The 17,152-nt window shown below is 40.9% G+C and carries 15 protein-coding genes; 7 read left to right on the plus strand and 8 right to left on the minus strand.

What is annotated here, in order from left to right; genetic code table 11:
- Positions 1–33 precede the first annotated feature (33 nt).
- Entirely contained in the window at positions 34–1,824 is a 1,791-nt protein-coding gene (locus I5M19_RS15750) for a porin family protein (protein ID WP_200067316.1), read from the minus strand.
- 31 nt (positions 1,825–1,855) lie between these two features.
- Entirely contained in the window at positions 1,856–4,933 is a 3,078-nt protein-coding gene (locus I5M19_RS15755; RefSeq protein WP_200067696.1) for a tetratricopeptide repeat protein, read from the minus strand.
- Positions 4,934–5,169: 236 nt separating this feature from the next.
- Here I5M19_RS15755 and I5M19_RS15760 point away from each other — a divergent pair, with 236 nt between their 5' ends.
- Positions 5,170–6,276, plus strand: coding sequence for a hypothetical protein (locus tag I5M19_RS15760; RefSeq protein ID WP_200067317.1), 1,107 nt, complete (start codon positions 5,170–5,172; stop codon positions 6,274–6,276).
- Positions 6,277–6,279: 3 nt separating this feature from the next.
- On the opposite strand, the gene I5M19_RS15765 is transcribed toward I5M19_RS15760, so the two are convergent.
- From I5M19_RS15765 to I5M19_RS15785, 5 genes are all read right to left on the minus strand, one after another.
- Positions 6,280–6,645 (minus strand): response regulator, encoded by a 366-nt coding sequence (locus tag I5M19_RS15765; protein ID WP_200067318.1) that lies wholly within the window; start codon positions 6,643–6,645, stop codon positions 6,280–6,282.
- 697 nt (positions 6,646–7,342) lie between these two features.
- The gene (locus I5M19_RS15770; protein WP_200067319.1) at positions 7,343–8,242 is read right to left on the minus strand and encodes a nucleotidyltransferase family protein; all 900 of its coding nucleotides are present in this window, start codon (positions 8,240–8,242) and stop codon (positions 7,343–7,345) included.
- A gap of 73 nt (positions 8,243–8,315) precedes the next feature.
- Positions 8,316–9,431, minus strand: a complete 1,116-nt coding sequence (locus I5M19_RS15775) for a M42 family metallopeptidase (protein ID WP_200067320.1) — start codon at positions 9,429–9,431, stop codon at positions 8,316–8,318.
- 202 nt (positions 9,432–9,633) lie between these two features.
- Positions 9,634–10,050 carry a GNAT family N-acetyltransferase gene (locus tag I5M19_RS15780; RefSeq protein WP_200067321.1) on the minus strand — a complete coding sequence of 139 codons (417 nt, stop codon included), beginning with the start codon at positions 10,048–10,050 and terminating at the stop codon, positions 9,634–9,636.
- A gap of 70 nt (positions 10,051–10,120) precedes the next feature.
- Positions 10,121–10,483, minus strand: coding sequence for a transposase (locus I5M19_RS15785; RefSeq protein WP_200067322.1), 363 nt, complete (start codon positions 10,481–10,483; stop codon positions 10,121–10,123).
- A gap of 152 nt (positions 10,484–10,635) precedes the next feature.
- Between I5M19_RS15785 and I5M19_RS15790 the strand changes: the two genes are divergently transcribed.
- Entirely contained in the window at positions 10,636–10,962 is a 327-nt protein-coding gene (locus I5M19_RS15790; protein ID WP_200067323.1) for a hypothetical protein, read from the plus strand.
- A 112-nt stretch (positions 10,963–11,074) separates the two neighbouring features.
- Here I5M19_RS15790 and I5M19_RS15795 read toward each other — a convergent pair whose 3' ends face one another.
- Positions 11,075–12,616, minus strand: coding sequence for an acyl-CoA carboxylase subunit beta (locus I5M19_RS15795; RefSeq protein WP_200067324.1), 1,542 nt, complete (start codon positions 12,614–12,616; stop codon positions 11,075–11,077).
- A gap of 139 nt (positions 12,617–12,755) precedes the next feature.
- Between I5M19_RS15795 and I5M19_RS15800 the strand changes: the two genes are divergently transcribed.
- The 5 genes from I5M19_RS15800 (at position 12,756) to can (ending at position 17,078) form a co-directional block, all read left to right on the plus strand.
- On the plus strand, positions 12,756–13,046 hold the full coding sequence (locus I5M19_RS15800) for a hypothetical protein (RefSeq protein ID WP_200067325.1): 291 nt from the start codon (positions 12,756–12,758) through the stop codon (positions 13,044–13,046).
- A gap of 142 nt (positions 13,047–13,188) precedes the next feature.
- Positions 13,189–14,796 carry a SulP family inorganic anion transporter gene (locus tag I5M19_RS15805; protein WP_200067326.1) on the plus strand — a complete coding sequence of 536 codons (1,608 nt, stop codon included), beginning with the start codon at positions 13,189–13,191 and terminating at the stop codon, positions 14,794–14,796.
- 9 nt (positions 14,797–14,805) lie between these two features.
- Positions 14,806–15,525: a carbonic anhydrase gene (locus I5M19_RS15810; RefSeq protein ID WP_200067327.1), complete on the plus strand. Its 720-nt coding sequence runs from the start codon at positions 14,806–14,808 to the stop codon at positions 15,523–15,525.
- Between the two features lie 97 nt (positions 15,526–15,622).
- Entirely contained in the window at positions 15,623–16,354 is a 732-nt protein-coding gene (locus tag I5M19_RS15815) for a YoaK family protein (RefSeq protein ID WP_200067328.1), read from the plus strand.
- A gap of 43 nt (positions 16,355–16,397) precedes the next feature.
- Positions 16,398–17,078, plus strand: coding sequence for a carbonate dehydratase (can, locus tag I5M19_RS15820; RefSeq protein ID WP_200067329.1), 681 nt, complete (start codon positions 16,398–16,400; stop codon positions 17,076–17,078).
- The last annotated feature ends 74 nt before the right edge of the window (positions 17,079–17,152 follow it).

Raw genomic sequence — 17,152 nt, forward strand, 5'->3', positions numbered from 1 at the left:
AAAGTACGGATTATTATAAAACAACAAAAAATGTTAAAAGCTGTATCCAACGCCGCCAAATATATTAAAACCATAGTTTGGATAATATAACCACGTTTGATTTGATGAGTTTAAAATATTATTAGCCTGCACAAATACCGAGAAATTTTTATTCACCTTGTAGGATAAGCCCCCGTTAAGATCAGCAAACGATGCGATATTGGAATACACCGTTGTTGAAGCTGAACTGCCATAACCCGGTTGCGGATCGATAGTAGCGCCACGGAACAACAAAGAGCCGGTAACATCAATTTTATTGTTGATATGTATGGTTGTACCCGCTGTAAGTTTAAATTTAGGCAGGTTCCATGGTTTTGCCTCGGTAGCCAGTTTGTAATCTTTAAACTCTACACGGCCAAATATATCTACGTTATCGCTGGCCCTAAAGTCAAGCTCGCCATTAAAACCGCTGATGCGCGCTTTACCGCCATCATATATTACCTGGTATTTATTACCCTCTGCTGCAAAGTTACTTACAAATAACGGCAGGTTTTTTACGTTATCGCGGAAAACAGCGGCCTTAAAGCCTAAGCCCGGTGCTAAGGTGCCCTTTAAACCGATGGTGATATCTAACTGATCGACCGAGTTAAGTATGTTGATGTTTTGCCCAATGAAAGGGTTGGTTTCGCTAAACTCCTGTAATGATGAGCGGTTGACATCGCCTTTAGCCTCGGCGAATAAACGAACGTATTTAGGTATTACCTGGAACTCCAGCTTTGCTGCAGGGAAAACGAAGAACCTTGAGGAAAAGCCAAATTCCTTAACCAGGTTAACACCCGCATCTATCTTGTAATTATCGCCCTGGAACTTAATGTAAGGGTTTGCTCTTAACAGGCTATTGTTGATAGAATATAAACTATCCTTTTGCGTATTGAGATCAAGTGAGCCGCTTACACCGGCATAAAACTGGTTAACTGTTTTGTTAAGAAAACCTGAAAGTACCAGGTTGTTCTCTTTAGCGCTAAATGCGTTGCTGAAAATATAGCCTTTAAGCTTTAAGGCGTAAGTAAAGGCGTTCTCAACATCCTGATAATTTTTGGCCAGTTCGCCCTCGGCACCAAAAGTGTTAAAGGTTTGCCTGGCAGGCTCAAAATTTACAGGCGGGTTAAGCGGATCGAACCCATAAAAGTAGGTACCCATACGTTTGTAATTCAAACGGCCGCTCAGGGTGTTTTCGTCATTAATGCTTTTGCCGAATACGCCTAACTCGTTAACGCTTTGGTTTTGCTTGTAAATATTACCCTGCTGCGAAAGATGCTTAAAATATCCCCCGGTTTGCAGTGCTTCATCCCGGCCATTGGCAAAATAACCTTCGGCAAAGGTGGTTTTTAAACTCCCGAAGCCGGCCTTCACATAATTGTTAAGCAAGGCTGAATCCTGCTCGGCAGGTCTTTTCATGGCTTCCAGCTGGCGGATGTTGTTATCCTGGGTAAGCTTTTTGTCAAGTGGGGAATAGCTTAACGGCGCTTTAAACGGAACCTTATCTTCCAGATCGGGGTTGCGGCGTATTTTTACAGCCTCGGCTAAAACAGGTTTGTAGGCCGTAGTTACAACAATCTCTTCGGAAAGGCTGCCGCCATTTGCAGGGGTATTGCCCTGCCCGCCTTTTTTAGTAGTATCTGCAGTGGTTTTAGCCGCTGCATCGCCTAAGTTTTTTGCTGAAGTTTTTTGCTGCGACTCGGTGCCTTTAGCCGGCTTTTTAACGGGCTTTGTTTGCGCATTTGCGGGAACAAAGTAAACTACCATTAACAAGGTAAGCAGCAGGCCTGTATATTTTAATTTCATTGCTTGTCGTGTATTGTTATTCTTTGTTTCGCTAATTATTTTCATTCGTAGTAGTAGTATCCGGCTTTTGCCCTGCGTCGGTTTGCGGGGCAAGCCTGCTCAGTTTTTGTTTGGCAATCTCTAAGATGTCATCATTGCCTTTATAGTTGTCAATAATACTCTGCAGGGTTGCCTTTGCCTGAAAATCGTCTTTAAGGCCTACATAATCATCAGCCAGCAAAATGTAGGTACGTGCTACCCAGTAATCGTAATTGGGCAGTTCTTTAACCAGATCGAAACAGGTTTTTTGCGATGCCTTGTATTTGCCGCGCAGGTATTCAATATTGGCAATATTGTATTTGGCCTCAGCCGCTGCAACGGTTTTGGTGTTACTGAGCGTATAGTCAAATTCGTTTACTGCCGATGTGGTATCACCTTTTTGCAGATACGCCTTGCCCGCATATAACCCGGTTTTATATTTATCCTCCTGTGCGGATTTCTCGTTGTTACGTACCAGCGTAACATATTTAAGCACATCGTCGGGCATGTCTATCTGCGAGTAACTTAACAACAGGTTGTTTATAGCAAAGGTATAATCGGCTTTGTATTCTGAATTGGTTTCCAGCCTTTTCAGGAACACGATAGCATCATTATATTTCTTTTGCGCCATGTACAGTTTAGCCATGCTTATAAGCGATTTTTCGGTATAAGCGCTGGTCCAGTCGTTCAGTATCACATTGTAATCAATAACAGCGTTATCGTAATCGCCTAAATTAGCCAGACTTTGCGCGCGGATAAACCTGGCCTGCTTTTCATAGATCTGCCTGGAAGGGAACTTATCAAAGTAAGCGTTCACCGCACCGGCTGCGCCGCGCCAGTCGCCACGCAGGTAAAGGTTGTTGGCGGCCGTTATCATAATGCTTTCCTGATCGGACGTGGTGTAATTACCAACAGGAGTTGTACTTGCATAGGTAATAAAGGTTTGCGCGTCGCCTTTATCGGTGTATATCTTCTCTATTTGTTTAAGTGCAGTACGTGCCTCATCGCTCGACGGATAATCGTGTACTACCTTTTTAAAGGATTCTACAGCGGCATCATCGTTACCGGCATTATAATCAATTAAGCCTATGGTAGTATAGGCGCGTGGTACGTAACTGCTTTGCGGATATTTTTGTATCATGGCCTGCAATTCGGTTCGCGATGTATCACCCTGATTTTTCAGGAAATAAGCATAAGCTATCTCAAAAGCCGAATCATCAGCATAATCAGAGTTAGGAAAGCGGTTTAGCACATCAGTAAGTGTGCTGATTTTTGCGTCCTGTGACCCTTGCAGGCCTTGTATTATACCGCGTTGAAACAGCGCATAATCCTGCCCCTGGCTTTGGCGTGCTATAATATCATTATAATACTCCATAGCCTTGCCATAGCTTTTTAAAACAAAATAACTATCGCCGAGGCGGCTTATGGCATCGTTTTCTGTGTTTTTATCGGTAACGCCGCCGCGTAAAAATTTTTCGAAATAACTGGCTGCTTTACCGTATTGCTCACCGCCAAAAGCCGCATAAGCCAGCGCATAGTTAGCGTAGTTATAAACATCGGTTTGTTTTGCTTCGGGCATGCTTAAGAAATGCTCGAAGGTTTTTACTGATTCGGTGTATTTACGCACTTCGTACATCGACTCTGCCATCCAGTAATTGGTAAGCGCTTCTATTTTTGGGTCGATAGGGTTGTTTAACGAGCGCAAAAATATGCCTATGGCATTTTCAAACGCACGTTCATTATAAAATTCCAAACCCCGGTAATAAGCTACTTTTTGATAGGCTGCTAAAGCACTTTGTGATTTGTTAGGTATCGGTTCCAGAATTTCTACCGCTTCCTTGTAATTGCGTGAGTTAAGTAGTTCCTCGCCTAATAACGTTTTTACCTCATCAGTACGTTTGGAATTAGGATAATTTTTCAAATATAAGCGTGTAGCATCAAGCGCCTGAGTGTTAAAATCAAGTTCGTACGATAGCTTGGCGTACTCGTACAAGGCATCTTCCTGTAGTTGTCTGTCAAAACTTAGCTTTGAGGCTACCTGAAAGGCATTTCGCGCGCTTTGTTTGTTATTCAGTTTCAGGAATATATCACCAAGTGTATAATTACCACTCTGGCTGTAATTATCATTTTGGGCCACCAGTTTCTCTAACACCGTTGCCGCTTTATTATAGTTGCCTGTTTTATAATAAGCGTAACCTATTTGGTAGCTGTCCTGTGTGTTTTGGGTACGGCCCTCATCCTGCGCCTGAAAACGGTTGTAATAGCTAACCGCGTTAGGATAATCGCCTTTTGCAAAATACGAGGCGGCAATAATGCGCAGCATTTCAGTTTCGTTTTGCTGATGGGTGCTGTTTATGATCGGGATGGCGTAGTTAAGTACATCATCGTAACGGTTATCCAAAAAATATACGGCGGTAATGTAGTACGGATAGCTGTCTTCGTATTTTTTAGAATTTTTTAAACGTTCAAAATTTACCAGTGCTAAATGGTAATCTTTATTCAAATAAGCTATATAGGCAAAATAATAAGTGGCATCGTCAGTAAATGATGAGCGTTTATTTTTTACCTCACTGAACAGTACCTGCGCATTTTTATAATCGTTGGTTACAAAATAGGCATAGCCTTTACGGAATTTATATTCCGTGTTCTGACTACCGGTAAGTTCACCCGCTTCTACCTTGTTAAACCAGGTTAAGGCATCGGTATATTTACCTTGTTTAAAATATGATCTGCCAATCTGAAAGTTAGCAACTTTAGCCAGCGGATTTTCAGGATGTTCGTTAATAAAGCGGGTAAACATCCCTTCAGCATCATCGTTATCCAGTTCCAGCGCGCAAAGTGCCTCGTAATACTGTGCGTTCTCTTTAAGGAGGGAAAGCTCCGATTCAAATTTAGATTGTGTGCCTGTTTTAAGCCGGGACTGTTCTACCAGGCGATATTGTTCAGCAGCATCGGCATACTTGCCTTTATCAAGCAGTTCACCAGCGTTAAGGTAGATACGGTTGGTTTGATAGGATGGGTTTTGCTGCGCAAGTGATGGCAGGGCTAAAAATACCGGTGCTATTAAGGTGATGTATTTAAATTTGGTCATATAAGCGCATAGTAATGATGATGCTAAAATAGCTAAACGCAAAAATGCAATCCACATTAGTAATTAACAAATGTGGAAAACGTTTTTCTTTCAAACGTTGATTGTGTTTTGCTGGTATGCTTGTGGAAAACTTTTGGAAGCTGCCATGCAAAAATAGTAAATGCAGGCAATATCACGGGCGTTATTTGAAATGAGTTTTGCAAAATATTGATATACCAAAATCGTTTATGTAAAGAATGGCGAAGTACTTGTTAAAACTATTTATTATCAGCAGCCTGTTATTTGCAGGAAGTAATTGTTACTGTGCTTTTGGTCCGGATGGGCAGGGCAGGGAGGAGATCGTATTACAAAATGAGCCTGTAAAGGTGGGTAATGCGGAGTTTTATATTACCAGTTTTACTGACGAGCGTGCACATAAAGGCCCCATTGGTAAGTTACAACCTGCCGACGGTAAAGGAGAGCCGGTACAGGTTGACCTGAAGGGGGGAACATTGCAGTGCCTGAAGAGTTTTTTTGATGTTAATTTTCCGGCAAACACCAAAATGCGGCCTGTAGCAGTTATGCTTAAAGCATTAAATATTACCGAAAGGCCCATAAATGCCAACCGGGTAAAGGGGGATATTACGTTTTCGTTAACCTTTGGATTGCAAAAGGATGATATATTTATTAAGCTGGATGATTATACCAGTAGCAGTACCTATGAACGTAACGCGGGGCCGGCTCAGCAAATTGAGCCTTTATTGCGTACTGTGATCAGCAATAGTTTAATTTATATAAACAACTGGATAAATGTGCAGGCTGATAATAATATTAAGCTTGCAACAAATGTAAAACTATCTTTTGACGATTACAGTACGGCCGCTGAAGGCGATACGATTTACTATGATGCTAACCGACCTTTAAAATGGACTGATTTCCTTGAAAAACCACAATATTCTACAAAACATAGTGCCGAAATATTTGCAAGCATAGGCTACGATGAAGAAGTAAAACTGATTAAAGGTATTATTTATGTTAAACTTTATCTTAAGGTTTATGCGCCTAAAAGTGCAAACTGGGTAAAAAGCGAGGCTCGCAATGGGTACGGGTTAAACCATGAACAGCGGCATTTTGATATTGCGAAAATTGTAGCTAACCATTTTAAACAAAATTTAGCTGCGCAGAAACTTAGCGTTGAAAACTATGACGGCCCTATAAATGTGGCTTATTTTGATGCATTAAGAGAGTTGGACAAATTGCAAAAACAATATGATGCGGAAACAGCGCACAGCATAAATAATTATATGCAGCAGCAATGGAATAAAAAAATTGATGAGGAACTGGCCGAAAGTGGGAAGTTATAAGTGTTAAGCTGCGTTCAGCTGCGTTTTTATTTTACTGAGCAGTGTACTTATATCAAAAGGTTTAGCAACGAAATCATTAGGAGCGCCTTCCTGGTTTAGAGAGGTGTTAACTGTATGGCTTGCCGATATTAAAATAACAGGAATGTTAAGGGTGTTGTCAATTTTTTTAAGGTATTTACAAAGTTCCCTGCCATCTAAATTGCCCAGCATAATATCAAGCAAAATCAGGTCGGGTTTTGTATCCCTTATCTTATCCATTAAAAAATGACCGTCAGAAAGTGTTTCTACTTCATAACCGGAATCTTCCAGAATCAACTGGAGTACTTCCAAAATATCTTTATCGTCATCCACCGCCAGTATCCGTCTCATGTCAATTGTTTTTTGTATCAGCATTAATACATATTATTAACAGTGAATAGCAATACCTGTACCAAATATTAATATATATAAATATTTGATCAGCTGCGTTTTAATATATACATGCTTTTTTTACAATTAGCGCAAAAATATCTTTTAAGCGGTAAAAAGAACAAGAGCTTTTTTACCACCCAGCTTCTGCGTAATTTATGGTGAAAGTGTTTACCGCATTTAGGGCAACGGGTATCCATAGAATGTGTGGTGGTTTGCAATTGAATTATTTGTAGGTTATAATTCAATTATAAGAAATATTTAAATAAGCATAATAACTTTCAGAGTTTTTCAGAAAAAAATTGGGGTACGCACGCTATTTGCCCAAAAAATATTTGGTACGGTTGCATCGGTAGCATATATATCTTTTTACCGGCAGCCAGAAAAAAAATGTTTTAACCCAAAAACCCCGGGGAATGCGGCTGTCAAATTCTGCTCTGCATTTCGGACATTTAAAACGGGTGTGTGCCCTCTTATGATGAATATCCTTATCAGGAAATGCTGCTACCATACAATCAGGGGTTATTGTATTGATTATGTATTAATTACCTATAACAAATATATAAGTATTACTGATATATAAAAATATATATAAAAAAAATGCACGGTAAATATTACCGCGCATCAGGATTTAAAATTATTAAAAAAAGCTGTTATATTATTCCCAAAGGTTTGCAGGGTAGGTGCCGTTTTCTACCAGCTCTGCAATGTTATTTTCTACAATAGGTTTGTCTTCTTTATAAGTTACACCAAACCATTTTTCTGCGGTTGGTATTACTTTAAATGTAGCAGTATTGTTTTTTATGAGTTCATCAGCAACCAGCGGTATAAAAAATTCCGCTTTAGGATTGTTTTTATTTTGAGCCACGAACTTTTTGAACAGATCCAGGCTTTGTTCAAATATGGCAGGTGTGAAACCCCAAAAGTTCATGGATACACGTGTATTTGACGGAAGGGGAACTTCCTGGCCATTATCTTCATAAACTACTGAGCCATCTTCTTTAAAATATACCTTGAGGCGCTCATTAATGGCAACCATGTTACCATCTTCTACCTGGCACACCCCGCGCGATACGGAACCATGATCAGACAAGGTACGGTCTATCTGGTACCCGATAAGCGAGTAGCGGTCATCAGCGGCTTCGGTAGTTAAAAAATCGGCCATTTTTTTAAAAGCGTCATATCCGTAAAAATCATCGGCATTTATAACGCAAAAAGGTTCATGAACCTGATCGCGTGAGGCTAATACTGCATGTGCTGTTCCCCAGGGCTTGGCTCGCTCTATGGTTTCATCAATACCAAAAGGTTTCAGGTCGTAAGTTTGAAATATATAATCGGTTTCAACCTTTCCTTTAAGTTTTGGCTCAAATATGGCTTTAAAGTCGTCCAGAAATTCCTCCCGGATAATGAAGGATACTTTTCCGAACCCGGCTTTAATAGCGTCGTAAATGGAGTAGTCAATAATGGTTTCGCCGTTGGGGCCAAAACCGTCAACTTGTTTCATACTTCCATAACGGCTGCCCATACCTGCGGCCAATATTAATAATGTAGGTTTCATGTTTAAGTAAATTTATTATATGTAATGTATATGTTATACACAAATACAGAATACGCTTAAATGTTTTAAGAAATTATTTGATGTAGCGGAAATCCTGTCCGTTTTTTATGTTCAGCAGGGTTTCATAAATAAGGCGTATTACATTGTCTACATCGTTTTTATGTATCATTTCAACCGTAGTGTGCATATACCGTAACGGCAGGGAAATTAATGCGGAAGGTACCCCGTCGTTAGAGTAAGCAAATGCATCTGTATCGGTGCCTGTGCTGCGCGATGATGCCTGGCGTTGAAAAGGGATATCCGCTTTTTGAGCTGATTCTATCAGTAATTTATTCAGGTTATTTTGTACAGCCGGGGCGTAAGATATTACCGGCCCTTTACCGCAGGCCAGATCACCCTGTGTTATCTTATTGATCATAGGTGTTCCGGTATCGTGGGTAACATCTGTAACAATAGCCACGTTTGGCTTTATACGGTGCGCTATCATTTCGGCACCGCGCAGGCCTATCTCTTCCTGTACGGCGTTCACGATGTATAAACCAAACGGAAGTTTAACTTTATTCTCTTTAAGTAAACGGGCAACTTCGGCTATCATAAAGCCACCTGCACGGTTATCCAGCGCGCGGCCTACGTAATAGCGGTCGTTAAGTACCATAAACTCATCTTCGTAGGTAATAACACAGCCAACGTGTATGCCCAATTTTTCTACCTCGTCTTTGCTGGTGCAACCGCAATCCAGGAAGATGTTTTTAAGTGAAGGCGATTCCTCCTTTTCGCCACCCAGACGGGTGTGTATGGCGGGCCAGCCAAATACGGCCTTTACCACGCCGTTATCTGTTTGGATGTTTACCCTTTTTGACGGGGCTATCTGATGGTCTGATCCGCCGTTACGGATCACATATATTAAACCATCATTGGTAATGTAGTTTACAAACCATGATATTTCGTCGGCATGGGCCTCAATAACCACCTTGTAGTCGGCTTTGGGGTTAATAATGCCTACGGCAGTACCATAATTATCTACATAATGGTCATCAATGTAAGGTTTTAAATAATCGAGCCACAACTCCTGACCCTTCCATTCAAAGCCGGTGGGCGATGAATTATTGATATATTTTTCGAAGAACGATAGCGATTTTTTATTTACTACAGCAGGATGCTGTTTACTTTCAGATTTTTTTTTAGCCATTTGTTTTATTAAGCAGCCATTAGGTGGCTACGCACAAATATAATAAAGCTGAGGAGAACAGCGTAATTATGATAAAGCGAATATTAATATTATTGGTTGCTTAATATTAACTTAATAACATAAGGCCACCTTTGCGGCATAATAATTAGATCAGTTAAAGTTAGTTAAAAGACCACTCCGCGCAAGGCAGGCTGGTCTTTTTTTAATTAGATAATATTGGTTTTTGCATAATGACATAATCATGCCCGTTCCTGCTAAAAACCTCTCCGGTTTCACTAAAACCAAACTTTTTGTAAAAAGCGGTGGCTGTTAAACGGGCATTGCACCATAAGTGCCTGCCGCCTTCCCGTTCAACAAACCTGGTAATGTGATTCAACAGTTTGGTGCCTACGCCGGTAAACTGCATATCTTTACTTACAGCAAATTTTCGGAACTGCCAGTCGGCATCATTTTTAAATAATGATATCACCGCTACAAGTTTATCCTGGTTAAACGCACCAAAATGATAACCGTTGTTATCTTCCTCCATCTCCATTTTAAACAAAGGCTCGTCAGGATATAACACCTCACGTCGCAGTCGCCAGGTAAGCTCGGGGCGTATTTGTTCAATGGAGAGCATGGTAAATATGACTTGGGATTTTAAATTTACTAAAATAAATAACAGCTAACTTTAAACTGATGATTAGAGATCAGGTGTTAAATATATTCCAGCCATATATTGTCATAAATTGTTTCACTTCTTCATCAAAAGTTTTTTTGGTGTGGTGTATCTCCTGATTTTTGATATATTTAGTAACCTTTTCAACCTGAGATTCACTTATCGAAACAGCGAAGTAATCGTCCTGCCAGCTAAACGATTGAACTGTTAGTTCATGTTTGTTTATCCAAAAGGAAGATTCGCCCTTAATAAGTTGTGCCACTTTTGAGATACTTTGATCTTTTCCTAATGAGATCAGACAGTGTATATGATCTGTATATCCATTAATAGCTTGCAGGAAAATTCCTTTCTCTTTGCAATTTTCAATTTTCAATAATGTGTTTATAGATATCATACCTGAGTTTTGGTTGAAGCAACGGCTCTCTGTTTTTAGTGGCGAAAACTAAATGAATCCAAACTTTTACAAATGACATTTTCTGATTTTTGGCTAAAGCCAATATAGTAATTTATTAGTCCGTCCCATAAATGGGACGGCAATGAAAAGTGATGAATGACTTTAATAGTTGCTTGATTGCACACAATGGGATGCCTGACTTGCTTATCGGAGATGATTTTTGGCTAAAATTAGTCCGTCCCATAAATGAGACGGCAATGAAAATTAATGATGACTTTAATAGTTGCTTGATTGCACACAATGGGATGCCTGACTTGCTTATCGGAGATGATTTTTGGATAAAGTCAATAAGATTTTTTTATAGTCCGCCCCATAAATGGGACGGCAATGAAATAATAAGTTTATTGTTAATATTATTGAAGTTTGTAGCTAAAAATAATGACACCATTTATAAACTCATTATGGTTGGCAAAAACTAATAAATAACTCTGTGGAAAATAGAATTAATTATCCTGTTTTTTTTCATTGCCGTTGGCTTTAGCCAACGGATGTAAGAGTTTTTAACTGGCTTTAGCCAAAAATCTAAGTTAGCTACAACGGTATATTGCCGTGTTTTTTCTTAGGATTATTCACCACTTTATTCTCCAGCATTTTAAAGGCATGGATGAGTTTGATGCGTGTTTCTGCGGGCTCTATCACTTCATCAATAAAGCCTCGTTCTGCCGCACGGTAGGGATTAGCGAATATATCAGCATATTGCTGCTCTTTCTCCAGCCATTTGGCCTGTGGATCATCGGCGGCGTTAATTTCTCTTTTAAATATAATTTCCGCTGCTCCTTTAGCGCCCATTACCGCAATTTCGGCACTTGGCCATGCATAGTTCATATCGGCACCTATGTGTTTAGAATTCATTACATCATAAGCGCCGCCGTAAGCCTTACGGGTAATAACCGTAATACGCGGCACGGTTGCCTCGCAAAAGGCATATAATAATTTAGCACCGTTAGTGATTATTGCGTTCCACTCCTGGTCGGTACCCGGTAAAAAGCCCGGCACATCCTCAAACACCAGCAGCGGAATATTAAAGCTGTCGCAAAAACGTACAAAACGCGCACCTTTGGTGGATGAATTAATATCAAGCACACCGGCTAAAAAAGCAGGCTGGTTAGCTACTATACCAATACTACGACCTGCAAGACGGGCAAAGCCCACCACTATATTTTCGGCAAAATCTTTATGTACTTCTAAAAACGAGCCGCTATCTATAACCTGTTCAATAACCTCACGGATATCATAGGGTTGAGAAACGTTTTCGGGTAAAAGTGTTGTTAAAGCATCTCTGGTTTCGTTTCCGGCTTCGTAGGGCAGGGCAGGTGCTCTGTCCTCGCAATTCTGCGGCATGTAACTCAGCAATTTTTTAACGTGCTGTATAGCATCAATTTCGTTAGCGCAGGCAAAATGGGTTACACCGCTTTTGGTGGCATGGGTGTTTGCGCCTCCCAGTTCTTCGGAGGTTACCTGCTCATGTGTTACAGTTTTTACCACGTTTGGCCCGGTAACGAACATATAAGAGGTATGTTCTACCATCAGTATAAAATCGGTGATAGCCGGCGAGTAAACCGCGCCCCCCGCGCAGGGCCCCATAATGGCCGATATTTGCGGCACTACACCGCTTGCCATAGTATTACGGTAAAATATATCAGCATAACCGCCAAGTGATACTACGCCTTCCTGTATACGTGCCCCGCCGGAGTCGTTTAAGCCTATAACAGGTGCACCGTTCTTCATGGCCAGATCCATGACCTTACATATTTTTTCGGCGTGGGTTTCTGATAATGATCCTCCAAAAACGGTAAAATCCTGCGAAAAAACATATACCAAACGTCCGTTTACTGTACCGTAGCCGGTTACTACACCATCTCCGGGGTAATGTTCTTTCTCCATTCCGAAATCAGTAGAGCGATGGGCAACCAACATGCCTATTTCCTGAAAAGAACCATCGTCCAGTAAAAAATGAAGACGCTCACGGGCAGTTAATTTGCCTTTTTTGTGCTGACTCTCAATACGTACGTGCCCGCCACCCTGTAATGCTTTCTGGCGTTTTTGCTTTAATATCTCTAACTTTTTATCCACGATCAGGTTTATTTGTGTTGACGCTAAAATTAGTAATTATATTGTAAGAATACCTTTTAGGGGTGTTTTACTATCAATTTTTGCTATATTTGTGGAAATGCAAGTCCGGAAATTTAAATATCTTGTAACTATGCTGTTCATGATCATCTTTACCTTAAAGATGGTTATATCAGCAGCGCCGATATTTTTATCTATGGACAGCAAAGCCGTAAGCGCAGTTATCCTGCAGCTTGAGCATGAGTCGAAAACAGATAAGGATGATCCTGAAAAGGATATGTTTAAAGAAAAGAAGTTTTTTGACGAGAATTATGTTCACCACATAGCGCATATAGCGTATGTTGTTGAAACAAATGTATTGCATAATAAGGAACGTTCCCTTTACACACAGGTATATCATCCTGTAGTACCCACGCCCCCTCCAAACGCATAATTTTTTATGCCGGTGCCAACCGGTATAGGTTTGCTTTACCTGTTCAATTTTTTTTGGATGGGCAAAGTTTATGTTTTTCTATGTGCTTTTTAAAGTCGTAACAGCAATTTCTATCAAAGTTTAATTTTCTAACGAATCATTTATGCAAAAAGATCAAGGCGGGACAGCTACGGGCGGTCTTAACCTCAAGAAATATTTTTTACCCAAAAACTTAAAAAAAGATATCCCGTCAAGTATAGTAGTGTTCTTAGTGGCACTGCCTTTATGTTTGGGTATTGCGCTGGCATCAGGCGCGCCGTTATTTGCCGGTTTACTTACCGGTATTATAGGCGGTATAGTAGTAGGGGCCTTTAGTGGGTCGCAACTAAGTGTTGCAGGGCCTGCGGCCGGTTTAACGGTAATAGTTTTAAATGCCATTACGGGTTTAGGTTCATATGAGGCGTTTTTACTTAGCCTGCTTATAGCAGGTATCTTCCAGATCATTCTGGGGCTGGTAAAAGCAGGCACTATAGCCAATTATTTTCCTTCGCCGGTAATTGAGGGGATGCTTGCCGCTATTGGTATCATTCTTATTATGAAACAGTTTCCGCACGCGGTGGGTTACGATGCTGATTTTGAAGGAGACGAAGGCTTTTTGCAAACTGATGCGGATAACAACACCTTCTCGGGTATAATAAGCGCTTTCAGTAAAATAAATTACGGCGCGGTTATTATCAGCGTAATTTCGCTGGCAATAATGATATACTGGCCAAGGGTTAAAAAGCTGGCTATTATACCTGCGCCATTACTGGTGGTTGTGGTGGGTGTTATACTTGCGCTTTTGTTTTCAGGCTCGGGCATGGCCCTGCAGGCAAAGCAAATGGTGCAGATACCTACAGTAAGCAACACCAGTGAATTCTTCGGGTTGTTTAAGAGTCCGGATTTTAGCGTGATAGGCAACAAGGAAATTTGGATAACGGCTTTTACAATTGCCGTAGTTGCCAGTTTAGAAACCCTGTTAAGTTTAGAGGCTGTAGATAAAATTGACCCGATAAAACGTGTATCGCCAACTAACAGGGAGTTAATAGCGCAGGGAACCGGTAACATGATCAGCGGATTATTAGGCGGTATGCCCATGACGGCAGTTATTGTACGTTCATCAGCCAACGTAGGCTCGGGCGCGCGTACCAAAATGAGTGCCATATTTCATGGTTTTTTATTGCTGCTGTCGTTGTTGCTTATACCCGGGTTAATTAACCTTATACCACTATCAAGTTTGGCCGCCATACTGTTAATAGTAGGTTACAAACTGGCACGTATTAGTTTGTTTAAGCGTATATGGCACAAGGGCTTAAATCAGTTTATACCTTTTGTGGTAACTATTATAGCCGTGGTATTTACCGATCTGCTGATGGGTGTTGGTATAGGTATGGTTGTAGGTATTTTTTACCTGTTACGTACCAATATGCGTAACCCTTATTTCTACCAGATAGTGCCGAACGGCGATAAAAACACCATCCGTATAAAGCTGGCAGAGGAAGTTTCTTTCTTAAACAAAGCAGCAATACAGGTTACCCTGACCAGTTTACCCGAGGGCAGCGAAGTGATCATCGACGGAACAAACTCCCGCTATATAGATCCCGACGTTCTGGAGATCATAGAAAATTTTAAACAGAACGCCTATACCAAACACATTGTGGTACATCTGGAAGATATTAAAGAACGATACGATGTGCCATCACTAAAAACCTTAATGTATAACCCTAAATAAGCATTCATCATGACTACAACAGATAATAATAAAAACAACCATAAACCATCACCAAACGGTAAAGAGATACGCCTGGCTCAAAAAGGCAGCTATGAGGCATTACTACGCGGCAACGCCGAGTGGGTGGAAAGACGCCTGAAAGATGAACCGGATTTTTTTAAAACACTGGCGCAGGGGCAAAGCCCCGAGGTGTTGTGGATAGGCTGCTCAGACAGCCGCGTGCCTGCTAACGAAGTTACCGGTACCAAACCGGGCGAAGTGTTTGTACACCGCAATATTGCCAACGTATGCGTTCACTCGGATATGAACATGCTGAGTGTGCTTGATTATGCCGTAAATGTACTGAAGGTAAAACACGTAATAGTAGCCGGACACCACGGCTGCGGCGGCGTTGCGGCGGCTTTAAGTAACAAACAGTTTGGTTTAATTGATAACTGGCTGCGCCATATAAAGGATGTTTACCGTTTGCACAGTCATGAACTTGACCGCATTACCGATGAAACACAAAAGCTTAACCGCCTTGTGGAGCTGAATGTGAGCGAACAGGTGTATAACCTTTGTAAAACTTCTATTATACAGAATGCATGGATGGAGCGGGATGACCTGGAAGTACATGGCTGGGTAATTAACCTTTCGACGGGATTGGTTAAAGACCTTAAAGTAAGCAGTTACGGCGCCCATAACCTGGGCTACGTTTACGAGCTTGACGGCGTTGTGCCGGCTAAATAAGCAACTACCCCTTACTATATAACGCGCCCCGGTTTGCAATTGCAGCCGGGGCTTTTTAATTTAGCGCAAAATTTGATTTCAAGGTCCAATTTAGTTTATGCTGAGACAACAAAAAGATAAACGTACCCTGCAGGAGAACCTGATGCTCGCTTCATCAACCGCTGTAGTATCGGGTATTACTAATGTAGCCTGTTTAGTAGCTTTTTTGGCTTTTACCTCAAATGTTACCGGGCATGTGGCTACGCTTGCCAAGCATGTGGTGGAGCAGAATATAGGAGAGATAGTTGTATTTGTGGTTTGGCTCTTTATGTTTTTTGCCGGGGCGTTTGCAGCCAGTTTTATTGTGCGCTCTTATCAGGATAAAAGCTATTACAAGGCTCATTCCATACCTATTATATTGGAGATAATAATATTGTTATTTGTTGCGGTTTACGGGCATAATTTTTACCGCGAAACACAAACCGAGCGCGAAATAGTTATCGGCGCTATTTTGTTTACCATGGGGTTGCAAAATAGCTTGGTATCTATCATATCCGGGGGTATAGTAAAAACATCGCACCTAACGGGGTTGTTTACTGATCTGGGTGGCGAAGTTGCCGAGTGGATGCATCCTAAAACAGAGAGAACAGTTGCTGCGCGTAACAAGCTCTACATTCGTTTCACCATTTTGTTATTTTATTTTTCGGGATGTATTGCAGGAGGGTTTCTGTTTAATGAGTATAACTTTGCAATATTTTATTTTTTACCGCTGATATTATTAACCATTTTATATTATGACCTTTCGCCGCTGGCTTTACATAAACTATCACGTATGTTAATACGTAAGTAGTTAAAAATACACGACATTTACCATTTAAATAAAACGTTATACTATGTGTGCTAAATACAATAAAACCATACACGATACCAGCCATATAAACTACCAAAGCCTGTTGGCAGGGAATAAGCAGTTTGTGGCCGATGCTTTAAATGAAGATCCGGAGTTTTTTAATACACTGGCTAACGGCCAAAAGCCACCCGTATTATGGATAGGCTGTGCGGATAGCCGCGTACCTGCAAACCAGATAACCAACACCCAACCGGGTGAAATATTTGTACATCGTAATATTGCCAACATGGTAATACATACGGATATGAATATGCTGAGTGTACTGGATTATGCCGTAAATGTACTTCAGGTAAAGCACGTTATTGTAGTGGGCCATTATGGCTGCGGTGGTGTTATTGCATCAATGAGTAACCAGCAGTTTGGGTTAATAGATAACTGGTTAAGGCACATTAAGGATGTTTACCGCTTACACGCTGCCGAACTTGACGCTATTGATAATGAACATGGGCGTGTTAACCGTTTGGTGGAACTGAATATTATGGAAAACGTAAACAACTTATGTAAAACCTCTATAGTGCAGAATGCCTGGGAAAAAGGGCAGGAGCTAAGTGTGCATGGTTGGGTATATGATGTAGGTACAGGTATTATCAACGACCTTAAAGTAAGCACCGACAATAACTCCGAGATGGATGATGTGTTTAAGTTTGATTCTCCTGGTAAATAGGAGGATAGAGTCAAGAGACAAGAATCAGGAGTCAAGACATAAGACACAAGAATTAAGAATTAGAAGGATAGTGT

This window comes from Mucilaginibacter segetis, assembly GCF_016522075.1.
GTDB classification, from domain to species: domain Bacteria; phylum Bacteroidota; class Bacteroidia; order Sphingobacteriales; family Sphingobacteriaceae; genus Mucilaginibacter; species Mucilaginibacter segetis.